The following is a 21,232-nucleotide window of genomic DNA, read 5'->3' as shown; positions in this document are numbered from 1 at the left end:
ATGACACAGGACTACGAGGTTGAGTTCGTCGAACGCGGTGAGCGCGAGGCCCGGATCCTCGTGCGCGGCATCACGCCGGCATTCGCCAACGGCATCCGCCGAGCGATGGTCGCGGACGTGCCGACATTCAGTATCGACACGGTCCGCGTCATCGAGAACACCAGCGTGATGTTCAACGAGCAGATCGGTCTCCGACTGGGACTGGTCCCGCTCACGACCGACCTCGACGACTTCGAAGTCGGTGACGAAGTGACGCTGTCGCTGTCCGTCGACGGGCCGGCCACGGCCTACTCCAGCGACCTCGTCTCCTCGGACCCGATGGTCGAGGCGGCCGACGACAACATCCCGATCATCGACCTCAAGGACGGCCAGCGCCTCGAAGTCGAGGCCGACGCCGTCCTCGACACAGGTCGGGAACACGCCAAACATCAGGGCGGCGTGGCCGTCGGCTACCGACACCTCCAGCAGGTGGAGGTCGTCGGCGACCTCGGCGAGTTCGAGGACGACGACCCGAACATCCTGCGTGGCGTCATCGAAGAGCAGGCAGCCGAACACGCTGCCAGCGACGCCACCAACGGCGAACTCGTCGCGACAGACGAGTTCGACAACGACCTCCGGAACCGCTACCCCGGCAAGGATGTCGAGGTCTCGGACGTGCCGAACGCGTTCGTGTTCCACGTCGAGACGGACGGGTCGTTCACCACCGAGGAACTGGTCCTGCGCGCGGTCGAGACGCTGCGTGACCGCGCGACCGAACTGAAAGACGCAGTCCAGCTGTAACGATACAATGCCCCGACACACCCCACCACTACCGATGACCGCCCGCTCCCCGAGCGCGAGGACCGAAAGGGGTTTTACGGGGCACGCAAAACGAACAATCGCGCGCAGGGATAGCCAAGTTTGGCCAACGGCGCAGCGTTCAGGGCGCTGTCCCGTAGGGGTCCGCAGGTTCAAATCCTGCTCCCTGCACTTTTCCCACAACGGAGGAATCATATGAGTAAGACGAACCCGAGACTCAGTAGTCTCATCGCCGACCTGAAGTCAGCCGCCCGCAGTTCGGGCGGTGCTGTCTGGGGCGACGTCGCCGAGCGCTTAGAAAAGCCACGGCGCACACACGCGGAAGTCAACCTCGGCCGTATCGAACGATACGCCCAGGAAGACGAGACCGTTGTTGTGCCCGGCAAGGTGCTTGGCTCCGGTGTCCTGCAGAAGGACGTCACCGTCGCCGCTGTCGACTTCTCCGGAACCGCCGAGACGAAGATCGACCAGGTTGGAGAGGCTGTATCACTCGAACAGGCAATCGAAAACAACCCAGAAGGCTCCCACGTCCGGGTGATCCGATGAGCGTCGCAGAGTTCGACGCGGATGTCATCGTTGACGCCCGCGACTGTATCATGGGCCGCGTCGCATCACAGGTCGCCGAACAGGCACTCGACGGCGAGACGGTCGCTGTCGTCAACGCCGAACGCGCTGTGATCACCGGCCGAGAGGAGCAGATCACGGAGAAGTACAAGAAACGTGTCGACATCGGTAACGACAACGGGTACTTCTACCCCAAGCGACCGGACGGTATCTTCAAGCGCACCATCCGTGGCATGCTGCCCCACAAGAAGCAGCGTGGCCGCGAGGCGTTCGAGAACGTCCGTGTCTACCTCGGCAACCCGTACGACGAGGACGGCGAGGTTCTGGACGGCACGTCGCTTGACCGACTGTCGAACATCAAGTTCGTCACGCTGGGCGAGATCAGCGAAACGCTTGGAGCGAACAAGACATGGTAACGAACACGTCTGGCAAGAAGAAGACCGCCGTCGCCCGCGCGACCGTTCGCGAGGGTGAGGGCCGCGTGCGTATCGACTCGCAGCCGGTCGAACTCGTCGACCCGGAGCTGGCGCAGCTCAAGATGCTGGAACCGTTCCGCATCGCCGAGGACGACCTCCGCGGCGAGGTCGACGTCGAAGTGTCCGTCGAAGGTGGCGGCGTCATGGGACAGGCAGATGCCGCCCGGACCGCCATCGCTCGCGGGCTCGTCGACCACACCAACGACGCCGAACTCCGTGACGCGTTCATGGAGTTCGACCGCTCGCTGCTGGTCAACGATGTTCGCCAGTCCGAACCCAAGAAGTGGGGCGGCCCCGGTGCGCGGGCCCGCTACCAGAAATCGTACCGCTAAGGTGATACAGGTATGATGGTACCGGTTCGGTGTTTCACGTGCGGTAACGTCGTCGGCGAGCACTGGGAGGAGTTCAAGGCACGCACCCGCGAGGCCGAGGAGCCCGAGAACCCGGAGAAGGTCCTCGACGAACTCGGCGTTGAGCGCCACTGCTGTCGCCGGATGCTCGTCTCACACAAAGACCTCGTCGACATCGTCTCACCCTACCAATGAACGCACAGGAAAGCCGCTACGAGAAGGCCCGCAAACTCGGCGCACGAGCGCTGCAGTTGGCTCACGGTGCTCCCGTGCTCATCGAGACGGAACACACCCAGCCGATACTCATCGCCGCCGAGGAGTACGACGCTGGCGTCCTACCGTTTACGGTCAACAGGAGTGATTAACGATGACGCGCATCACTGATATCCGACTCCGCCGCGTCCTCGACTCCCGCGGGAACGCGACCGTCGAGGCCGACGTTCTCACCGAGAGTGGGGGCTTCGGTCGTGGCAAGGCACCGAGCGGTGCAAGCACGGGCGAGTACGAGGCCATCGAACTCCCCGCCAACGAGGCCATCGCCAAGGCCCGCGAGGAGGCACTCCCGCGACTCATCGGCGAGGTCCACGCCGGAAACCAGCGTGACGTCGACGCGGCGCTCCACGCCGCCGACGGCACTGACGACTTCTCCGGCATCGGTGCCAACAGCGCTGTCGCCATCTCGATGGCGGCCGCCAAGGCCGGTGCCGACGTGCTGGGCGCACCGCTGTACCAGCACCTCGGCGGCACCTTCCGGGGCAACGAGTACCCGACGCCGCTGGGCAACATCATCGGCGGCGGCGAACACGCCGCGGACGCGACCAACATTCAGGAGTTCCTCGCGGCACCCGTCGGCGCACCGAGCGTCGAAGAGGCCGTCTTCGCCAACGCCGCGGTCCACCAGGAAGTCCACGACATTCTGGCCGACCGCGACCTGCCAGCAGGCAAGGGCGACGAGGGCGCTTGGGCACCATCCGTCTCGGACGACGAAGCGTTCGAGATCATGAACGAGGCCGTCGAGACCGTGGCCGACGACTTCGGCTTCGCGATCTCGTTCGGACTCGACGTCGCCGGTGCAGAGCTCTACGACGCTGACGAAGACGGCTACGTCTACGACGACGGCGTCAAGTCCACTGAGGAGCAGATCGAGTACATCGCCGGGAAGGTCGAGGAGTACGACCTCGTCTACGTCGAGGATCCCCTCGACGAGAACGACTACGAGGCCTTCGCGGACCTGACCGCACAGGTCGGTGACCAGACGCTCGTCTGCGGCGACGACCTGTTCGTCACGAACGTCGAGCGCCTGCAGGCCGGGATCAACGCCGACGCCGGGAACTCCATCCTGATCAAGCCGAACCAGATCGGGACGCTCACCGACGCTGTCGACGCCATCGAACTGGCGACGGCAAACGGCTACGAGTCCGTGGTCTCCCACCGCAGCGGTGAGACCGAAGACACGACAATCGCACACCTCGCTGTCGCCACAGACGCACCGTTCATCAAGACCGGCGCGGTCGGCGGCGAGCGCACAGCCAAGCTGAACGAACTAATCCGTATCGAGGACAACGCAGTATGAGCGGCAACGAAAAAGAAGGTCTCGACGCGTCAGACTCCGACTTCGACCCGTCCGACGAGGACGACGAAGCGGTCGACGCGGAGACCGAAACGGAAGCCGAACAGCCCGCCGACGACGCCACGGAGGCGACAGAGGCCGAACCAACCGATGCCGACACGGAGGCTGACGAAGAAGCCGAGGCCGACGAGGCCGCCGGCCCACAGCTGGACGAGGACGTCATGCCCGACGAGCAGTCGGAAGCTGACCTCCTCATCCCCGTCGAGGATTACCTCGGCGCTGGTGTCCACATCGGGACCCAGCAGAAGACCCAGGACATGGAGCGGTTCATCCACCGCGTCCGGACCGACGGGCTGTACGTGCTGGACGTCTCGATGACCGACGAGCGCATCCGTACCGCAGCGGACTTCCTGTCCAACTACGAACCGGAGCAGATTCTGGCCGCGTCGTCGCGCCAGTACGGCCGGTTCCCGGCCGAGAAGTTCGCCGAAGCGATTGGCGCACGCGTCCGCACTGGCCGGTTCATCCCCGGCACGCTGACCAACCCCGACTACGACGGCTACATCGAGCCTGACATCGTGGTCGTCACCGACCCGATCGGTGACGCCCAAGCTGTCAAGGAAGCCATCACGGTCGGCATCCCGGTCATCGCGATGTGTGACTCCAACAACACCACGTCGAACGTCGACTTGGTCGTCCCGACGAACAACAAGGGGCGCAAGGCGCTGTCGGTCGTCTACTGGCTGCTGGCCAACGAGACGCTCGACCGCCGCGGTGCCGAGCCGACGTACGGACTCGACGACTTCGAGTCCGACATCTAACGTCGCTGAACTGTTTCGTTTTCCGGCCCGCCGACAAGCGAGTGGCGACGACGTTGTGTTGCCAACACAAGACCTACCACGAGCCCCGGAGAAGCCACGGGAAATGGGAGAGGGAGACACGTTCGTCAACGCCGTTATCGGAGCCGTCGCGACCGCACTGCTGAGCGGATTCGTCCCGCTTGCGCCGCTACTTGGCGGCGGAATCGCTGGCTACCTCGAAGGGGGCAGCCGAGACGACGGGGTCCGCGTCGGGTTCCTGTCCGGCGTCATTGGGCTAGCGATGTCGCTGGTCTTCTTCGTGGTCGTGTTCGTCTTTCTGGCCGCGTTCTTGGCGTTCGTTCCCGAGGCACTCGGCGTGTTCGGTGCGATGGGGTTGCTCGTGCTCGTTCTGGGGGCGGTCACGACGGCGGCGTACTTCCTCGGGCTGAGCGCGCTCGGCGGCTGGCTCGGCAACTACGTCAGATACGACACGACTATTGGCGACTGATCGACGGGTCCCGCTGTCGGTAACTACATCACTGGGGACCCCACTACCGAGAACGCATATGCGCGAGTCGGTGATCAACGCCGGAATCGGGGCACTCGTGACGATTGCGCTGTCTTTCATTCCGTTCTCGTCGGTGGCCGGCGGTGCCATCGCCGCGGCGAACCACGGCGGCGGCTACCGAACCGGGCTCTGGCTGGGGACGCTGGCCGGCGTCTGTGCGATGGTCCCCCTGCTCGCCCTCTTTATTCCGGCGCTGTACATCGCCGGACTGCTCGGGTTCGGGATTCCGCCCGGCGCACCGGGCTACGACCTGTTTCTGGCGCTCGTCTTCGCGTTCTTCCTGCTGTACACTGCCGGCCTCAGCGCCCTCGGTGGCCTCGGTGGCGTCTGGGTATCCGCACACACTGACTGGAACCTTGACGCCGACCGCTGGCTCTAAACGCGCCAGAGCCGCCCGATTTCCGACATTTGGCATACCATTCAAGCGTGTTCGGCACTAACTGTGGCTGATGTCAAAGACGCCGCCCGGACCGAAGGGCGAACCGCTGTTCGGCAGTAGTCGGACGTACGCTCGGGACCCGTTCCGGTTCATCTCGGCGCTGGAGCGGGCTTACGGCGATGTCGCCCGTTTCGACATGGGGCCGATGGACACGGTCATGCTGTGTGACCCGACGGCAATCGAACGCGTGCTGGTCTCGGAGGCTGACCAGTTCCGCAAGCCCGACTTTCAGGGCGACGCACTGGGCGACCTGCTTGGTGACGGGCTATTGCTGAGCGAGGGTGAGACGTGGGAGCAGCAGCGAAAGCTCGCGAACCCCGCCTTCTCGATGGCGCGGCTGTCGGGGATGGCCGACCGAATCACCGGCCACGCGGAGGACCGGATTGCCGACTGGTCCCACGGCGATGTCATCGACGCCGAACAGTCGATGACCCGGGTCACGCTGGACGTGATTCTGGACCTGATGATGGGCGTCGAACTCTCCGAACAGCGAGTACAGACCATTGAGGAGCAACTGCTCCCGCTAGGCCAGCGGTTCGAGCCGGACCCCATCCGATTTGCCATGCCGGAGTGGATGCCGATGCCCGATGACGCCGAGTTCGACCGCGCCGTACAGACGCTGGATGCGGTGCTGGACGATATTATCGCGGTCCGCGAGGATTCGCTTGGAACGGACGAGGACGGCCCGATGGACTTCCTGTCGGTGCTCCTGCGCGCTCGCGACGAGGGGAACCAGTCGCCCGAGCAACTCCGCGACGAGATGATGACGATGCTGCTTGCGGGCCACGACACGACGGCGCTGACGCTGACCTACACGTGGTTCTTGCTGTCGGAACACCCCGGGGTCGAACAGCGGGTCCACGAGGAACTGGACGACGTCATCGGCGACGACCGGCCGGGGATGGAACACGTCCGCGAACTGGACTACCTCGAATGGGTGATTCAGGAAGCGATGCGGCTCTACCCACCGGTGTACACGATCTTCCGGGAACCGACCGAGGATGTGACGCTGTCGGGCTACGAGGTCGACTCGGGGACAACGCTGATGGTCCCACAGTGGGGCGTCCACCGCTCCGAGCGGTTCTACGACGATCCCGAGACGTTCGACCCGGAGCGCTGGAAGCCCGAGCGAGCCAGTGAACGCCCACGGTTTGCCTACTTCCCGTTCGGTGGCGGGCCGCGCCACTGTATCGGGAAGCATCTCGCGATGCTCGAAGCACAACTCATCACCGCGACCACGGCCAGCCAGTACCGGCTGGAGTTCCAAGGCGAAACGCCCCTAGAACTGTTGCCGTCGCTGACTGCCCATCCCCGTCAAGAAATGTCGATGCGCGTGCGGAAACGGTAGAGATGTGCACTCCGAGATGACCGCTCCGGCATCGCCGTCGCCTGCCACAGCGTCGGTCCGACGCGACAGCGACCTCGTCACCAGCTATTTACTGTAGAGCCCCGTGTTAACGTGCAAGAAAAGCGGACCTGCACGTCACTCCGATGACCGGATTCAGCCACAGTCACTGCGGGAAGCTTCCGCTCACAACCAACTACTTGACCACCATGACACTGCTGCAGAACATCACTGGCGGCAACCGTCCCGCGCCGTTTGCAGTTGTCCTGCGACCGGCCCTGTCCCGAGACAGTTCCCAGAGCGATATCGCTCCGGGTACTCTTGACCGGTGGAGCGACAGCTATCTCGGCGCAACAACTGGACCCAAACAGGATACCGGATGATGTCTGAGACCGCTGCCAACGGGGACGACAGGGTCCGGGTCCTCTATGTCGGCATCGACTCGGATGACACCGAGGCGCTGTCGACGGCGCTTGAACGCGAGAACGACCGCATCACAGTCGAAACGGCGTGTACCGTCGACGGAGCTGTGGCAAGGCTGGCTGACGATACCGTAGACTGCCTCGTCTCCGACTACACCCTGTCTGACGGGAACGGTATCGAGCTTCTGGAGACGGTTCGCGACGGGCACCCGGACCTCCCGTTTATTATCTACACCGCGCAGGGGAGCGAGGGAGTCGCCAGTGAGGCGATTTCGGCTGGTGTCACGGACTACCTCAAGAAAGAGCCGGGTACCGAACAGCATGCCGGTCTGGCGAACCGAATAACGGACGCCGTCAACCACTACCGCTCACAGCAGGCTGTCAGCGAGCGGACCCAAGCGCTCCAGAGCTACAAGCGGATGGTCAACGCCATGCAGGAGACGGCCTGTATATACGATGCTGCGGGACGGTTCAAAACCGTCAACGAGGCGTTGGCGGAGTGGTACGACGCGACATGTGCCGAACTCGAAGGCCAGACTAGCCGGCTCGTTCCACATATCCGAGCCGAAGGTGAGACAGACCGCTATCAGGAACTACTCGATGGAACGCGGGAGAAACTTAGCGGTGAAATCGAAGCGGAATTCCCCGGCCACGGACATGCGGTGATCGCGTACCAACTAACACCGCTACTCGTCGATGGAGTCATCGACGGAATCGTCGGCGTCGCCCGTGATGTTACCGACCGGAAAGAGCGTGAACGGGAACTGCTCCGGAACAAACGCGCGATAGACGAGGCCCCAGTCGGCGTCACCATCACTGACCCTACCCAGCCGGACAATCCACTGATATACGCCAACGAGCACTACCGCGACCTGACTGGCTACTCACACTCGGAACTGCTCGGGAAGAACTGCCGGGTTCTTCAGGGCGAAAACACCGACCCGGAGCCTGTTGCCACGATGCGGGGCGCGATCGATGCAGAGGAACGCGTGACGGTCGAACTTCGGAACTACCGGAAGGACGGGACAGAATTCTGGAACCGGGTGCGGATCGCGCCGGTTCGCGACGATGACGGGACAGTCGTCAACTATGTGGGGTTCCAGCAGGATATCACGGCGCGGAAACGCCGCGAGAAGCGGTTAGAGGAAACATCGTCACGGCTCGAAGCTCTCTTCGAGAACTCACCGGATATGATCGATGTCCTTGATTCCAATGGGACGATTTGCGAGGTGAACCAGCGGTTCTGTGCGGAGTTGGGGTACGACGAGAGCGAGGTGCTCGGGCGGTCGATCTGGGAGTTCGACCGGAAGTTCGACGCCGAGGACGTACAGACACAGCTTTCCGGGTTCAGTGTCAACGAACGGCGCAAGTTCGAAGGCCTGTACGAACGCCGCGATGGGTCGACGATGCCGGTCGAAGTACATCTGCTTCGGCTCAGTCTCGACGGCGAGGACCGGTTCTTGGCGATCAGCCGTGATATTACGGAGCGCAAGGAGCGCGAGCAGGAACTCGAACAGCAAAACGAACAGCTCGAGCAGTTCGCCAGTGTTGTCAGCCACGACCTTCGGAACCCGCTGACCGTCGCGCGCGGACGCCTCAAGCTCCTGCGTGAGGAGTCTGATAGCGAACATCTCGATGCTATCGACAGCGCACACCAGCGAATGGATACGCTCATCGACGACCTACTCACGCTCGCACGCGACGGGTCGTCACCCGCTTCGCCCGTCGCGGTTGACCTCGAACCGTTCGTCCAGACATGCTGGCAAAACGTCGATACAAAAGCCGCGGCGCTCCGCACTGACATCGCCCGCCCGATCCGCGCCGACGAGAGCCGTCTCCGCCAACTGTTCGAGAATCTCATCCGCAATGCAGTCGAACACGGCGGTGACGACGTAACCGTGACCGTCGGCGAACTGGCTGACGGCTTCTACGTTGCGGACGACGGCCCCGGCATCCCTGTGGCCGACCGCAGAGACGTGTTCGACGCCGGCTACTCGACAGCGGTCGACGGGACTGGGTTCGGCCTGAGTATCGTGAAACAGGTCGCTGACGCCCACGGTTGGACAGTCCGCGTCGTCAGCGGAACCGACGGCGGCGCTCGCTTCGAGTTCACCGACGTTGACACTGTGTCCGGGTAGTACCCCGATGTTCTTCCTGACCGTCGACTCCGAAAACGCCTAACGCCCGGGGTGCACACGGGCGGGTATGGTCACGTCGAGCGCTCCCGGGAAGGTGTACCTGTTCGGGGAGCACGCGGTCGTCTACGGCGAGCCGGCGGTGCCCTGCGCCATCGAGCGGCGAGTGCATGTGACAGCAACTGAGATCGATCAGGGATTGCGCATCCATACGAACGACTTGCAACTGGATGGCTTTACCGTCGAGTACTCCGGTGACGGAGAGAGCCATCCGGACGTGGATGTCGCCGAATCGCTTGTCGAGGCTGGGATGGGGTACGTCAACGAAGCGGTGGCACAGGCCCGTGACGCTGCCGACGCGCCGGAGGCGGGCTTCGAGATATCTGTCGAGGGCGACATCCCGCTCGGGGCGGGACTGGGCTCGTCAGCCGCGCTCGTCGTCGCGGCGATAGACGCGGCAACAAGGGAACTCGGCGTCGAACTGCCGGCGAGTGATATCGCCGACCGCGCCTATCAGGTCGAGCACGCGGTACAGGACGGACAGGCCTCACGGGCGGACACGTTCTGCTCGGCGATGGGCGGGGCGGTCCGCGTGGAGGGCGACGACTGCAGACGGCTGGACGGCATCGACACTCTCCCCTTCGTCATCGGCTACGACGGTGGGGCCGGCGACACCGGGGCGCTGGTCGCCGGCGTCCGGGACCTCCGGGAGGAGTACGACTTCGCCGCCGACACCGTCGCGGCAATCGGCGATATCGTCCGTGAGGGCGAGACGGTGCTTGAAACAGGCGACTACGAGCGCTTGGGGGACCTGATGGATTTCAACCACGGACTGCTCTCGGCGCTGGGCGTCTCCTCGCGGTCGCTGGACTCGATGGTATGGGCGGCCCGCGACGCCGACGCACACGGCGCGAAGCTCACTGGGGCCGGTGGCGGTGGTTGTATCGTCGCGCTGGACGAGACGGACGACGCGCTCACGGCGCTCAAGTACACGCCGGGCTGTGAGAACGTCTTCCGGGCCGAACTGGACACTGACGGGGTCCGGCAGGAATGACAGTCGTCCTCAAACTCGGCGGGAGCGTCATCACGGAGAAAGACGAACCCGAGACGGTCGATCAGGCGGCTCTGTCGGCTGCGGTGTCGGCTATCGTCGAATCGGCAGTCGGCGAGGATATCGTCATCGTTCATGGCGGCGGGAGCTACGGCCATCACTACGCCGCCGAATACGGCGTCAGTACGACCGAAGGGACCCACGACGTGGACGGCGTGCAGGCCATCCACGGCGCGATGTGTCGGCTCAACACCGCTGTCGTGGATGCGCTTACAGAGCAAGGGGTCCCGGCCGTCCCAATCCATCCGTTCTCGGCAGCCACGCGCGACGCCGATGGCGACCTCTCGCTACCGACAGCGCAGATCACGACACTGCTGGAGGAAGGGTTCGTTCCGGTCCTCCACGGCGACCTCGTCGCACACGCTGGCGCGGGCGCGACGGTCCTGAGCGGCGATGAACTGATCGTTGAACTCGCACCCGCTGTCGACGCCGAGCGGGTCGGTGTCTGCTCGACTGTTCCCGGCGTTCTCGATTCGGACGGAACTATCATCGACCGGATCGAGACATTCGAGGCCGTCGCACCAGCGCTGGGTGGCAGCGACGCGACGGATGTGTCAGGCGGGATGGCCGGCAAGGTCCGTGCGCTGCTTGCACTTTCGGCCCCTGCCCTCGTGTTCGGCCCCGACGCGCTCCCCGCGTTTCTCGCCGGTGACAGCCCGGGAACGACTATCGCTGGTGATGACGCCGACTGATGGGACTGCTGTGACTGTCGTCAGCGGGTCCGGCCCAGAGCACGACTCGTACTGTTGGCTGTCAGTACATGGAGAGACTCGGCTCCCGAGGTGTCGCTTGCTGTCGGGATGTTACAGCCGGCGGTATTGGGCAATAGCGAGCGCAGGCAGCCTGCTCCAGCGGTAGTCCTACCCGGATGTATCGGACAGCTAATTTAAATATCACTTTCTCAACTGTCGTAACATATTTGTCCTCTGTTATCAATTATGCGACTATGTCTGCAGTAGGTCTGACCGACGTCTATCGATACGGAACGAGGTTTCTCGGGACATTGCTCGTCGTCGCCGGCGTCGGTGGCGGCCTCATCGCTGCAGGGTACGTGCTGATACAGAACGGCTCGCTCGACTCGTTCTCGGGGACGCAAGGCTATCGCGCGGTACTCGGGATCGTTGTCGGTACGCTCGGCGGACTCCTGTTACTCTCCGGCCTGCTCGGCCTGTCCCACAAGCTCATCGCCGACGCGACGATGGCAGGGACGCTTGCGGCCCGGACAGCGAGTGATGCGGTAGCGACTGAAACGGCCGATGGTACCGCTGCGCCCGCTTCCGAACCGGCGTCGGGTTCCGATGAACCGACGCCAGAACCGGCCGAGCCTGAGCCAGCAGTTTCTCAGGGTCCCGAGCCGGCCGACGACCCCGCGTCTGTCGAGCCGGCGATGGGCGAGTCCGAGGTGTCGGAACCAGTCGCGGACTCCGAGGCGGACGCCGACTCCTCCGGTGAATCGGGGACCCAAGCATCCGCACAGCAAGACCTTGCCCCATCCGACGCGGTAGCGCCGTCTGCTGCCGACACTGCAGCGGCCGAGGCTGGCGACGATCCGGCGGCGGCAACTGACGATGATCCGGCAGCAGATGCTGACCCAGCGACGGATGAGGGCCCCCTAACAGCCGACGACACACCGGAACCACCGTTGGCTGACGAGACGATGGCCTCGGCGGCAGATGCAGACGCCGTGGAGACGGCCGCGGCGGCACAGGACGAACAGAGACCGAACCAACAGTCGGCCGAAAACGCACCCAGCCCGGAACCTGAGACTGCGGACGACACCACTGCGGAGCCATCCCCAACTAATCTCGCCGACGACTCGGACTCGGAGGACCCTCAGCCCGAACCCAGCGAGCAGTCGGACCGCGACCTGCTCGCGGAGGACGCTGCTGCGGAGTCGGAACCGAGCACGGAGCCACAGGAATGGACGCCGCCGGACCCTGCGGAGTTCGACACGCAGAGCGAGGAACCCGCGGCGGCTGACGACTGGGGAGCCGACGAGCCAGCACCGGCCGACGACAGGGGACTCGAATCTGAAGCCGAGACCGACCCCGCAGGTGTCGGCAATCTGGACGCTGACGAGGCTGACCAGCACGACGCCGTGACTCAGGATACCCGACTACTCGACGAAACCGACGAGACAGACACGTCCAGCGGTCCGCGGACGGCAGACGACCTGTTTGGCGGCGCTGCAGACGAACAGCCCGGAGCTGAGGCTGACGAAAGTGTGCAGAGCGAGACAGAGTCACAGGACACGGAGACGACTGCTGACGAGGACTCGACGCCCGCGGAGGACAGTGTCACCGGCTTCGACGTTTCCAGTGATGACGACCCGCTCTCGGACCCCCTAGACGACAAGTAGCGACGAACCCACACCGTTTTAAGAAGCGCCGTTGTAGTCCGGAGTAACCGAGCGCACGGCCGCCCGCGGACTGCGGTTCGGCGGCCGGCAGACGGCGGATGTAAGTTGCGGGACGGAAGTCCCTCCCACTGCGGTTGCACAGGCTACGGGCGTACCCGACTGGCCTGGAGCGCCGACGCGGACAATGTCGCCTACATTGCAGATACCGTCGTTGCCGTGCCCCACCGGATGCCCGCGGCCGGCTTTCCACTCGGAGCTACAACCATGGAAGTCGAAATTGCGACAATTGGCGGTTACGAGGCTGTAGGCCGACAGATGACGGCCGTCCGTGCAGGGGACGACGTCGTCATCTTCGACATGGGCCTGAACCTCTCGAAGGTACTGATTCACGACAACGTCGAGACGGAACGGATGCACTCGCTGGACCTCATCGACATGGGTGCCATTCCGGACGACCGGGTCATGTCCGATTTGGAGGGCGACGTGAAGGCCATCGTGCCGACACACGGTCACCTCGACCACATCGGTGCGATATCCAAGCTCGCCCACCGCTACGACGCACCTATCGTCGCGTCGCCGTTCACCATCGAACTCGTCAAACAGCAGATCAAGAGCGAGGAGAAGTTCGGCGTCCAGAACGACCTCGTCAAGATGAGCGCCGGCGAGACGATGTCCATCGGCGAGCGCAACGAACTAGAGTTCGTCAACGTCACACACTCCATCATCGACGCCATCAACCCCGTGCTCCACACGCCGGAAGGCGCAGTCGTCTACGGGCTTGACAAGCGGATGGACCACACGCCGGTCATCGGCGACCCCATCGACATGAAGCGGTTCCGCGAGATCGGTCGCGAGGGCGAGGGCGTCCTCTGTTACATCGAGGACTGTACGAACGCCGGAAAGAAGGGCCGCACACCGTCCGAGAACGTCGCTCGAACTCACCTCAAGGACGTCATGACGAGCATCGAGGACTACGACGGCGGTATCGTCGCGACGACGTTCTCCTCACACATCGCGCGTGTCAAGAGCCTCGTCGAGTTCGCCGACGACATCGGCCGCCAGCCGGTGCTGCTGGGCCGCTCGATGGAGAAATACTCCGGTACCGCTGAGCGACTGGACTTCGTCGACTTCCCGGAAGATCTGGGGATGTACGGCCACCGCAAGTCCGTCGACCGGACGTTCAAGCGGATCATGAACGAGGGCAAGGAGAACTTCTTCCCCATCGTCACCGGCCACCAAGGCGAGCCGCGCGCGATGCTCACCCGCATGGGTCGCGGCGAGACGCCCTACGAGCTAGACGACGGCGACAAGGTGCTGTTCTCGGCCCGGGTCATTCCGGAACCGACCAACGAGGGCCAACGCTACCAGTCCGAGAAGCTCCTAGGTATGCAGGGTGCACGCATCTACGACGACATCCACGTGTCGGGCCACCTCCGCAGTGAGGGCCACTACGAGATGCTCGACGCGCTCCAGCCGAAGAACGTCATCCCGGCCCACCAGAGCCTCGAAGGGTTCGCGCCGTACGTCGACCTCGCGGAAGACATGGGCTACAAAGCCGGACGGGACCTCCACATCACCCGCAACGGCAACATGATCAAGCTCACCGAGTAAATCGATGTCCGAACGCCATCAGCAGGTCGAAGACGCGATTGTCGCCCGACGAGACCGGGTCAACGACGCCCTTCCCGAGGACCTTCCGGTGCAGAAACCGGACCACCTCTACGAGGCGTCGCGCTACCTGCTGGACGCGGGCGGGAAACGGCTCCGCCCGACGGTCCTGCTGCTGGTCGCGGAGTCGCTGCTCGATGTCGACCCGCTGACGGCAGACTACCGTGACTTCCCGACGCTTGCGGGCGGGCAGGCCGATATGATGTCGGCTGCCCTCGCCATCGAGGTCATCCAGACGTTCACGCTCATCCACGACGATATCATGGACGACGACGCGCTCCGGCGCGGGGTGCCCGCCGTCCACAAGGAGTACGACCTCTCGACGGCAATTCTCGCCGGCGACACGCTGTACTCCAAAGCATTCGAGTTCCTGCTCGATACGGGTGCGGCCCCCGAACGAAGCGTCGAGGCGAACAAGCGACTCGCGACGACGTGTACCCGCATCTGTGAGGGCCAGTCCCTCGACATCGAGTTCGAGCAACGCGATGTCGTCACGCCCGAGGAGTATCTGGAGATGGTCGAACTCAAGACGGCCGTGCTGTATGGCGCGGCTGCCTCGATTCCGGCCACACTGCTCGGGGCCGACGAGGAGACTGTCGACGCCCTGTACAACTACGGGCTCGACGTGGGTCGCGCGTTCCAGATTCAGGACGACCTGCTTGACCTGACGACGCCCTCCGAGAAACTGGGCAAACAGCGCGGTTCGGACCTCGTCGAGAACAAGCAGACGCTGGTGACGCTGCACGCTCGCCAGCAGGGTGTCGACGTGGGCGCGCTCATCGACACGGACTCCGTTGACGCCGTCTCGGAGGCCGAAATCGACGAGGCGGTCGAGCGCCTGCGAGAGGTGGGGTCCATCGAGTACGCCCGCCAGACCGGGCAGGATCTCATCGCCAGCGGCAAGCAGAACCTCGAAGTCCTCCCGGACAACGAGGCCCGCTACCTGCTTGAAGGTATCGCGAACTACCTCGTCGAGCGCGACTACTGAGCGCGGTTCGGCGGCCGTTTTTCCGCGCCTTTTCGACCCTGAATGGTGCTGGTCAGCTACTAAGACGAGAGAGTCCCTAAACAGTCGTGTGACCCGGTTCCTCCTCTACGGCGGCAAGGGCGGTGTCGGCAAGACGACTGTCGCGGCGGCGACCGGCCACCGCCTCGCAACAGCGGGCCACGAAACGCTGGTCGTCTCCACCGATCCCGCACATTCGCTGGCCGACGCCGTCGAGACCGATGTCGGCGGCGAGCCGACGGAAATCCAGCCGGGTCTGTGGGGCGTCGAGGTCGACCCACAGACCGGAATCGACCGCTACCGGTCGCTGTTCGAGGCGCTGGCGGCGGAGTTTTCCGACGCTGGTATCCGGATGGACGAGGACGAAATCGCCGACCTGTTCACGAACGGTGTAATGCCCGGTAGCGATGAGCTGGCGGCTATCGAGGGCATGGCGACGTACATCGAGAGCGACCGCTGGGACCGCGTGGTGTTCGACACCGCCCCGACTGGCCACACGCTCCGCTTGCTCGACCTCCCGTCGGTGATGGACCGCGGGGTTGCAACGGCGATGGACCTCCGCGATCAGGTCCGCCGGAAGGTCAACACCGCCCGGACCATGATGTTCGGCCCGATGGCGAGCCGGCGCGACGACGGCCCGGACGACTTCACAGCGATGCGCGAGCGCATGGAGCGGGTCGGGACAGTCCTACGAGATCCCGAACAGACGGCGTTCCGGGTCGTCACCATCCCCGAGACGATGGCCGTCCGCGAGACGGAGCGGCTGGTCGAGAAGCTCCGTGAGTTCGAGGTTCCGGCGACGACGCTGGTCGTGAACAAGGTCATCGACGACCCGGGCGACTGCAAACGCTGTCAGGGGAAGCAGGCGGTACAGGAGGACGCTATCGCACAGCTCCGGGAATCGCTGCCCGAACTGGACCTGTGGACGATTCCCGACCAGTTCGGCGAGGTGACTGGGTTGGAGTCGCTGGACCGGGTTGGGGCGTCTCTTGGGGATATGGAGTGACGTGTAAAGACGAGCATCCGCGCGAGCGGAGCGAGCGCGGTTCACCGGAACCGAACTCAGTGAGGTTCCGGCTTTTTTCGCCACCGAAAGACTCGCTTCGCTCGTCTTTCGAGCCCTCGTTCGCTCCGCTCACGAGGACCACGTTTTTCGAGTCGAGCGGGACCGAAGGTCCCGCTGACTATGCGAACGGGCGCACCGCGCCCGTGAGCAGAGAGCCTTCCCACAGCGAGCGAAGCGAGCGAGGAAAGGCGACGATGAAAAAGGTGGTCCGACGGCGTTTTGACCCTCGCAGTCGCAGAACCCGATAATGGACGACGAGCTTCAAGACCGTATCACGGAGGCGGCGGAGACGAACGCCCTCCTCAACGCGGTCAAACACGATAGCGAGGCACAGGTCGGCGCGATAATGGGGCCGCTCATGGGCGAGAACCCCGAGTTCCGCGAGCACGGCGACGAGATACCCGGTGTTATCGCGCCGGTCGTCGAGCGGGTCAACGGGATGGACGCCGAGGAGCGTCGCGAGCGGCTGGCGGAGTTAGCGCCGGATAAGCTCGAAGAACTGGAGAGCGAAGACGAGGGCGAGGACCACCCGCTGCCGGACCTGCCCAACGCTGACGAGTACGACACCGTCCGGATGCGGGTCGCACCGAACCCCAACGGGCCGTGGCACATCGGCCACGCGCGGATGGCCGCCGTCGTCGGGACGTACAAGGAGCGGTACGACGGGGAGTTCATCTGCCGCTTCGACGACACCGACCCCGAGACCAAGCGGCCGGATCTGGACGCCTATGACGGGATTCTGGACGCCATCGACTACCTCGGCTTCGAACCGGACGACGTGGTGAAAGCCAGCGACCGCGTCGAGACGTACTACGAATACGCTCGCGAACTCATCGAGAAGGGCGGAGCCTACACCTGTTCGTGTCCGCAGGGCGAGTTCTCCGACATGAAAAACAACGGCGAGGCCTGCCCGCACCGCGAGAAAGACCCCGAAACGACGCGCTCGGAGTTCGAGTCGATGGTCGACGGCGAGTACGACAGCGGCGAGATGGTGCTGCGGGTCCGGACCGACATCACGCACAAGAACCCCGCGCTGCGTGACTTCGTCGCCTTCCGGATGGTCGACACGCCCCATCCGCGAGAGACGGCCGAAGACTACCGCTGTTGGCCGATGCTCGACTTCCAGAGCGGCCTCGACGACCACCTGCTGGGCGTCACGCACATCATCCGCGGTATCGACCTGCAGGACTCCGCGAAGCGCCAGCGGTTCGTCTACGACTACTTCGACTGGGAGTACCCCGAAGTCATCCACTGGGGCCACGTGCAGGTCGACGCCTACGACGTGCCCCTCTCTACGTCAAGCATCGCCGAACTCATCGAGGATGGCGACCTCGCGGGCTGGGACGACCCGCGAGCGCCGACCGTCGCCAGCCTCGAACGGCGCGGCATCCGCGGCGAGGCAGTTGTCAACGCGATGATCGAACTCGGAACCTCCACCTCCAACGTCGACCTCGCGATGTCCTCGATATACTCAAGCAATCGTGACCTCGTCGACGACGAGTCGGACCGGGCCTTTTTCGTCCGGGACAGCGACGACCACGGCGGTCTCGTCGAGCGCCAGATCGTCGGCGGACCGGACGCCGGCGAACCGCCACTGCATCCGGACTTCGAGGACCGTGGCCGCCGCGAGATTCCGGTGACCAGCGGCGTTGTCGTTGAGGGCGGCGACCTACCGGGCCACGGCGAACGTGTCTGGCTCAAGGGCTACGGTTGTGTGCGGCACACCCGCGACGCCTTCGAGTACACCGGCGACGACATCGACGCCGTCCGCGAGGAAGGTGTCGACGTGATTCACTGGGCACCGGCTGATGGACCAAAGCTCCGCCTCCGGACGATGGACGGGGACGTGTCAGGTGTGGCTGAGCCCGGACTGCTCGGCTACGACGCCGACGACGTGGTCCAGTTCGAACGCATCGGCTTCGCCCGTCTCGACGACATCGCGGACGACTCTGAGACGGAGTCCGTTGCGTACTTCGCCCATCCTTGAGACCGCTGTCACGACGGCACTGCAGTCGACTCTTCGGTTGCTGTCTCAGTTTCGACGCCGGCGGTTCGCAGGGGTGCTAGGTGCTGGCGGAATCACCGCCTCGTTTGAGTACGGAACCGGATAGCGTCGGGCTTAAGCCCGTGACGGCCCGACCGTTGGCCGTGACAGACCGCGCTCCCGAGTCGGTAACCGTCCAGCGCGATATCCCGTTCCACGAGGTGGACGGCGAGACGTTGACGCTCGACCTGTACGACTCGCCAGCGACCAGCGGCCCGAAACCGGTCGCCGTGCTCGTCCGCGGCGGCGCGTTCACGTTCGGCGACAAGGGCGAGTTCGCCCGGCACGCGCTCGACCTTGCAGCGGACGGCTTCCTCGTCATCGAACCCCAGTACCGTCTCGCGCCGGAGTGGACCTTTCCGGCGGCACTGGTGGACGTGAAGGCCGCTATCGAGTGGGCCCGAGCGGAGGGAGAAAGCCGCGGCGCGGACACCAATCGAATCGTCGGTGTCGGCCACTCGGCGGGTGCGAACCTCGTCCTCTTGGCTGCGCTGACGGCGGACGAGCCCGGGTTCGAACCCGAACTGTATCCCGGGGCGTCCTCGGCGCTGTCGGCCGCCGTCGGCTACGCCGGCATCTACGACTTCCACGCGTTCGACACCGCGAGCGGCGTTCCAGCCGGGGAGGGTCACCGCGCGTATCTCGGCGGCGGGCCCGACGACGAACCCGCGGCCTACGACCTCGCCTCCCCGGTCGCACAGGTGGACATCGATGCGCCGCCGACGCTGTTGCTCCACGGCACCGAGGACAACGTGGTTCCGCCAGCACAGTCGGAATTGCTGGCCGACGCGCTCGGACCCATGACTGACGTGATTCATGAGACGGTGCCCGCCGACCATGGGTTCCCGTTCCACGGAGCACACTACGACGACGTGTACGAGCGGACCGTCGAGTTCATCGGGCAAGCCGGCGTTGGCGGCCCGGATATCGCCGACGAGACTGGCCCAGTCAATGACACTGGCTTGCCCGGTGGCGACCTGCCGGGACCGTCCGGTGACATCGACGGCCCCCGTCCGACAGATCGCGGTGGGCCGAACAGCCGGAATCGCCGCGACGACCCGGAGTTCTGACGGTCAGGTCGAAACGTTAAGTATCTCGCAAAAATGAGATAAGATACCAATGGCCATAGATCCGGAGTTCGAGGATAACCGCGACGTTGTCGAACAGCACGATGGACACGACGTCTGGGGGCCGGTCGATGAGCCCGAAGAGCTGGGTATCCACGGGACACACGTCGCTGTCGACTTCGACATCTGTATCGCCGACGGCGCGTGTCTGGAGGACTGCCCCGTCGACGTGTTCGAGTGGGTCGACACGCCGGACCATCCGGAGAGCGAAATCAAGGCCGACCCCGCTCACGAGGACCAGTGCATCGACTGCATGCTTTGTGTTGACGTGTGTCCAGTCGACGCCATCGATGTGGACCCCGGCCGTGCAGGCCGTATCTGAGACTGTCGCCAGCCGCTGTTTTCGCGAGCGAGCGGTATTCTCGGTCTGACAGATCAGTGATCCGTAGTAGCTAGCTTGGAAGCCTCCTGAGTGTTGTCCGTATTCTAGCGCACCTTCGCCACTTCCCCCGACCTGTCATGCAGAATTGTAAACATACATTTATTATCTTTTCTTGTGTGGCATACACACACGAGGGTCGTGAGACATATGCACACAGTCGTCATGACGAAGGGCGTTCCGGACTTCCGTGAGGGACAGGTATCGTTCGACGAGGAGGGCCATCTCGAACGGGGGAAGACACCGACGGTGATGAACCCAAACGACAAGCACGCGCTCCGTGCGGCGTTCCAGACGAAAGTCCGCAACGGCGGACACGTTTCGCTGATGAGCATGGGGCCGCCGGGCTACGAGGAGGTCCTCCAAGAGGGGATGCGAGATGTGTACGCCGACGACCTGTATCTCCTCTCGGACCGCGAGATGGGGGCCGCGGACACTTGGGCCACCGCGATGACCGTCGCTACCGGCCTGCAAAAATTCGAGGAGCAGCCCGATCTGGTGTTTGCCGGATTCAAGACGGCTGACGGCGAGACCGGCCACACCGGCCCACAGACCTGCTGGTGTCTGGACTGGCCGATAATCACTCACGTCCTCTCGCTCGATATCGACGAGGACGCCGAGACCGTCCGGGCGAAGCGGCTCGTCGACGGCGACATCTCCGAGATCGAGACGGTTAGCGCGCCGATGCCGTGTTTCATCGTCGCGGACCCCGAGTTCGAACCGACCTACCGGAAGGCGAGTCATCGGCTGAAACACAAGGACCTCCGCGAGGAGACTCAGAACCGGGCTGAGGAGTACGAAGACCTCCTCACAGTCTGGGACCACGAGGACCTCAATCTCGACCCGGACTACATCGGTCTCGACGGCTCGCCGACCATCGTCTCGGGTGTCGACCCGATTCCAAAGGCCCCCTCCGAGCGGGAGGCGACAGTGATCGAGGGCGACGAGAACGAGGCGCTGGAACCGGTACTTGACGAACTGACGCCGTATGCGGCGGGTGACTGA

General features: G+C 64.2%; 22 protein-coding genes and 1 tRNA gene. All 23 read left to right on the top strand.

Features of this window, described 5'->3' with window-relative positions; all coding sequences use genetic code 11:
* The 23 genes from Har1129_RS10840 to Har1129_RS10725 all read left to right on the top strand — a co-directional run bounded on the left by Har1129_RS10840 (nucleotide 1) and on the right by Har1129_RS10725 (nucleotide 21,232).
* Entirely contained in the window at nucleotides 1-780 is a 780-nt protein-coding gene (locus Har1129_RS10840) for a DNA-directed RNA polymerase subunit D (RefSeq protein ID WP_151100661.1), read from the top strand.
* A gap of 104 nt (nucleotides 781-884) precedes the next feature.
* Nucleotides 885-969: transfer RNA gene (locus tag Har1129_RS10835), tRNA-Leu, on the top strand.
* Nucleotides 970-993: 24 nt separating this feature from the next.
* Nucleotides 994-1,344: a 50S ribosomal protein L18e gene (locus Har1129_RS10830; protein ID WP_004516800.1), complete on the top strand. Its 351-nt coding sequence runs from the start codon at nucleotides 994-996 to the stop codon at nucleotides 1,342-1,344.
* On the top strand, nucleotides 1,341-1,778 hold the full coding sequence (locus Har1129_RS10825) for a 50S ribosomal protein L13 (RefSeq protein WP_008310363.1): 438 nt from the start codon (nucleotides 1,341-1,343) through the stop codon (nucleotides 1,776-1,778). The genes Har1129_RS10830 and Har1129_RS10825 overlap by 4 nt, the downstream gene beginning before the upstream one ends.
* Nucleotides 1,772-2,170 (top strand): 30S ribosomal protein S9, encoded by a 399-nt coding sequence (locus Har1129_RS10820; protein WP_004516798.1) that lies wholly within the window; start codon nucleotides 1,772-1,774, stop codon nucleotides 2,168-2,170. Before Har1129_RS10825 ends, Har1129_RS10820 begins: the two co-directional genes overlap by 7 nt.
* 12 nt (nucleotides 2,171-2,182) lie before the next feature.
* The gene (locus tag Har1129_RS10815) at nucleotides 2,183-2,383 is read left to right on the top strand and encodes a DNA-directed RNA polymerase subunit N (protein ID WP_023843157.1); all 201 of its coding nucleotides are present in this window, start codon (nucleotides 2,183-2,185) and stop codon (nucleotides 2,381-2,383) included.
* The gene (locus Har1129_RS10810) at nucleotides 2,380-2,553 is read left to right on the top strand and encodes a DNA-directed RNA polymerase subunit K (protein ID WP_004516796.1); all 174 of its coding nucleotides are present in this window, start codon (nucleotides 2,380-2,382) and stop codon (nucleotides 2,551-2,553) included. The genes Har1129_RS10815 and Har1129_RS10810 overlap by 4 nt, the downstream gene beginning before the upstream one ends.
* Before the next feature lie 2 nt (nucleotides 2,554-2,555).
* Nucleotides 2,556-3,761, top strand: coding sequence for a phosphopyruvate hydratase (gene eno / locus Har1129_RS10805; protein WP_151100660.1), 1,206 nt, complete (start codon nucleotides 2,556-2,558; stop codon nucleotides 3,759-3,761).
* Nucleotides 3,758-4,579: a 30S ribosomal protein S2 gene (gene rpsB / locus Har1129_RS10800; protein WP_151100659.1), complete on the top strand. Its 822-nt coding sequence runs from the start codon at nucleotides 3,758-3,760 to the stop codon at nucleotides 4,577-4,579. The genes eno and rpsB overlap by 4 nt, the downstream gene beginning before the upstream one ends.
* 103 nt (nucleotides 4,580-4,682) lie before the next feature.
* Entirely contained in the window at nucleotides 4,683-5,066 is a 384-nt protein-coding gene (locus Har1129_RS10795) for a DUF5518 domain-containing protein (protein ID WP_151100658.1), read from the top strand.
* Nucleotides 5,067-5,124: 58 nt separating this feature from the next.
* Entirely contained in the window at nucleotides 5,125-5,505 is a 381-nt protein-coding gene (locus Har1129_RS10790) for a DUF5518 domain-containing protein (protein WP_151100657.1), read from the top strand.
* 70 nt (nucleotides 5,506-5,575) lie between these two features.
* Entirely contained in the window at nucleotides 5,576-6,913 is a 1,338-nt protein-coding gene (locus Har1129_RS10785; RefSeq protein WP_151100656.1) for a cytochrome P450, read from the top strand.
* A 376-nt stretch (nucleotides 6,914-7,289) separates the two neighbouring features.
* Complete coding sequence (locus Har1129_RS10775; RefSeq protein ID WP_151100654.1) at nucleotides 7,290-9,470, top strand: PAS domain S-box protein; 2,181 nt, start codon at nucleotides 7,290-7,292, stop codon at nucleotides 9,468-9,470.
* A 67-nt stretch (nucleotides 9,471-9,537) separates the two neighbouring features.
* Nucleotides 9,538-10,521, top strand: a complete 984-nt coding sequence (mvk, locus tag Har1129_RS10770; protein ID WP_151100653.1) for a mevalonate kinase — start codon at nucleotides 9,538-9,540, stop codon at nucleotides 10,519-10,521.
* Nucleotides 10,518-11,270 (top strand): isopentenyl phosphate kinase, encoded by a 753-nt coding sequence (locus Har1129_RS10765; RefSeq protein WP_151100652.1) that lies wholly within the window; start codon nucleotides 10,518-10,520, stop codon nucleotides 11,268-11,270. Before mvk ends, Har1129_RS10765 begins: the two co-directional genes overlap by 4 nt.
* A gap of 254 nt (nucleotides 11,271-11,524) precedes the next feature.
* A complete protein-coding gene (locus Har1129_RS10760; protein ID WP_151100651.1) occupies nucleotides 11,525-12,937 on the top strand; it encodes a hypothetical protein in 1,413 nt (470 codons plus the stop codon).
* A gap of 264 nt (nucleotides 12,938-13,201) precedes the next feature.
* Nucleotides 13,202-14,548, top strand: coding sequence for a ribonuclease J (locus Har1129_RS10755; protein ID WP_151100650.1), 1,347 nt, complete (start codon nucleotides 13,202-13,204; stop codon nucleotides 14,546-14,548).
* Between the two features lie 4 nt (nucleotides 14,549-14,552).
* On the top strand, nucleotides 14,553-15,593 hold the full coding sequence (gene idsA3 / locus Har1129_RS10750; RefSeq protein WP_151100649.1) for a geranylfarnesyl diphosphate synthase: 1,041 nt from the start codon (nucleotides 14,553-14,555) through the stop codon (nucleotides 15,591-15,593).
* 88 nt (nucleotides 15,594-15,681) lie between these two features.
* Entirely contained in the window at nucleotides 15,682-16,617 is a 936-nt protein-coding gene (locus Har1129_RS10745) for an ArsA family ATPase (protein WP_151100648.1), read from the top strand.
* 307 nt (nucleotides 16,618-16,924) lie between these two features.
* A complete protein-coding gene (locus Har1129_RS10740; protein ID WP_151100647.1) occupies nucleotides 16,925-18,664 on the top strand; it encodes a glutamate--tRNA ligase in 1,740 nt (579 codons plus the stop codon).
* A gap of 161 nt (nucleotides 18,665-18,825) precedes the next feature.
* Nucleotides 18,826-19,791: an alpha/beta hydrolase gene (locus tag Har1129_RS10735; protein WP_151100646.1), complete on the top strand. Its 966-nt coding sequence runs from the start codon at nucleotides 18,826-18,828 to the stop codon at nucleotides 19,789-19,791.
* Nucleotides 19,792-19,840: 49 nt separating this feature from the next.
* Entirely contained in the window at nucleotides 19,841-20,170 is a 330-nt protein-coding gene (locus Har1129_RS10730) for a ferredoxin family protein (protein ID WP_151100645.1), read from the top strand.
* A gap of 207 nt (nucleotides 20,171-20,377) precedes the next feature.
* Nucleotides 20,378-21,232 (top strand): electron transfer flavoprotein subunit beta/FixA family protein, encoded by an 855-nt coding sequence (locus Har1129_RS10725; RefSeq protein ID WP_151100644.1) that lies wholly within the window; start codon nucleotides 20,378-20,380, stop codon nucleotides 21,230-21,232.

The organism is Haloarcula sp. CBA1129 (assembly GCF_008729015.1).
Classification (GTDB): Archaea; Halobacteriota; Halobacteria; order Halobacteriales; family Haloarculaceae; genus Haloarcula.
The sequence above is the reverse complement of the archived record's forward strand: the minus strand, read 5'-3'. Positions and strand labels throughout refer to the sequence as shown.

What these genes read in the sequence shown, in the direction of transcription:
- Har1129_RS10840 (WP_151100661.1), top strand. Translation starts at nt 1, where the DNA reads ATGACACAGGACTACGAGGTTGAGTTCGTCGAACGCGGTGAGCGCGAG.
- Har1129_RS10830 (WP_004516800.1), top strand. Translation starts at nt 994, where the DNA reads ATGAGTAAGACGAACCCGAGACTCAGTAGTCTCATCGCCGACCTGAAG.
- Har1129_RS10825 (WP_008310363.1), top strand. Translation starts at nt 1,341, where the DNA reads ATGAGCGTCGCAGAGTTCGACGCGGATGTCATCGTTGACGCCCGCGAC.
- Har1129_RS10820 (WP_004516798.1), top strand. Translation starts at nt 1,772, where the DNA reads ATGGTAACGAACACGTCTGGCAAGAAGAAGACCGCCGTCGCCCGCGCG.
- Har1129_RS10815 (WP_023843157.1), top strand. Translation starts at nt 2,183, where the DNA reads ATGATGGTACCGGTTCGGTGTTTCACGTGCGGTAACGTCGTCGGCGAG.
- Har1129_RS10810 (WP_004516796.1), top strand. Translation starts at nt 2,380, where the DNA reads ATGAACGCACAGGAAAGCCGCTACGAGAAGGCCCGCAAACTCGGCGCA.
- eno (WP_151100660.1), top strand. Translation starts at nt 2,556, where the DNA reads ATGACGCGCATCACTGATATCCGACTCCGCCGCGTCCTCGACTCCCGC.
- rpsB (WP_151100659.1), top strand. Translation starts at nt 3,758, where the DNA reads ATGAGCGGCAACGAAAAAGAAGGTCTCGACGCGTCAGACTCCGACTTC.
- Har1129_RS10795 (WP_151100658.1), top strand. Translation starts at nt 4,683, where the DNA reads ATGGGAGAGGGAGACACGTTCGTCAACGCCGTTATCGGAGCCGTCGCG.
- Har1129_RS10790 (WP_151100657.1), top strand. Translation starts at nt 5,125, where the DNA reads ATGCGCGAGTCGGTGATCAACGCCGGAATCGGGGCACTCGTGACGATT.
- Har1129_RS10785 (WP_151100656.1), top strand. Translation starts at nt 5,576, where the DNA reads ATGTCAAAGACGCCGCCCGGACCGAAGGGCGAACCGCTGTTCGGCAGT.
- Har1129_RS10775 (WP_151100654.1), top strand. Translation starts at nt 7,290, where the DNA reads ATGATGTCTGAGACCGCTGCCAACGGGGACGACAGGGTCCGGGTCCTC.
- mvk (WP_151100653.1), top strand. Translation starts at nt 9,538, where the DNA reads ATGGTCACGTCGAGCGCTCCCGGGAAGGTGTACCTGTTCGGGGAGCAC.
- Har1129_RS10765 (WP_151100652.1), top strand. Translation starts at nt 10,518, where the DNA reads ATGACAGTCGTCCTCAAACTCGGCGGGAGCGTCATCACGGAGAAAGAC.
- Har1129_RS10760 (WP_151100651.1), top strand. Translation starts at nt 11,525, where the DNA reads ATGTCTGCAGTAGGTCTGACCGACGTCTATCGATACGGAACGAGGTTT.
- Har1129_RS10755 (WP_151100650.1), top strand. Translation starts at nt 13,202, where the DNA reads ATGGAAGTCGAAATTGCGACAATTGGCGGTTACGAGGCTGTAGGCCGA.
- idsA3 (WP_151100649.1), top strand. Translation starts at nt 14,553, where the DNA reads ATGTCCGAACGCCATCAGCAGGTCGAAGACGCGATTGTCGCCCGACGA.
- Har1129_RS10740 (WP_151100647.1), top strand. Translation starts at nt 16,925, where the DNA reads ATGGACGACGAGCTTCAAGACCGTATCACGGAGGCGGCGGAGACGAAC.
- Har1129_RS10730 (WP_151100645.1), top strand. Translation starts at nt 19,841, where the DNA reads ATGGCCATAGATCCGGAGTTCGAGGATAACCGCGACGTTGTCGAACAG.
- Har1129_RS10725 (WP_151100644.1), top strand. Translation starts at nt 20,378, where the DNA reads ATGCACACAGTCGTCATGACGAAGGGCGTTCCGGACTTCCGTGAGGGA.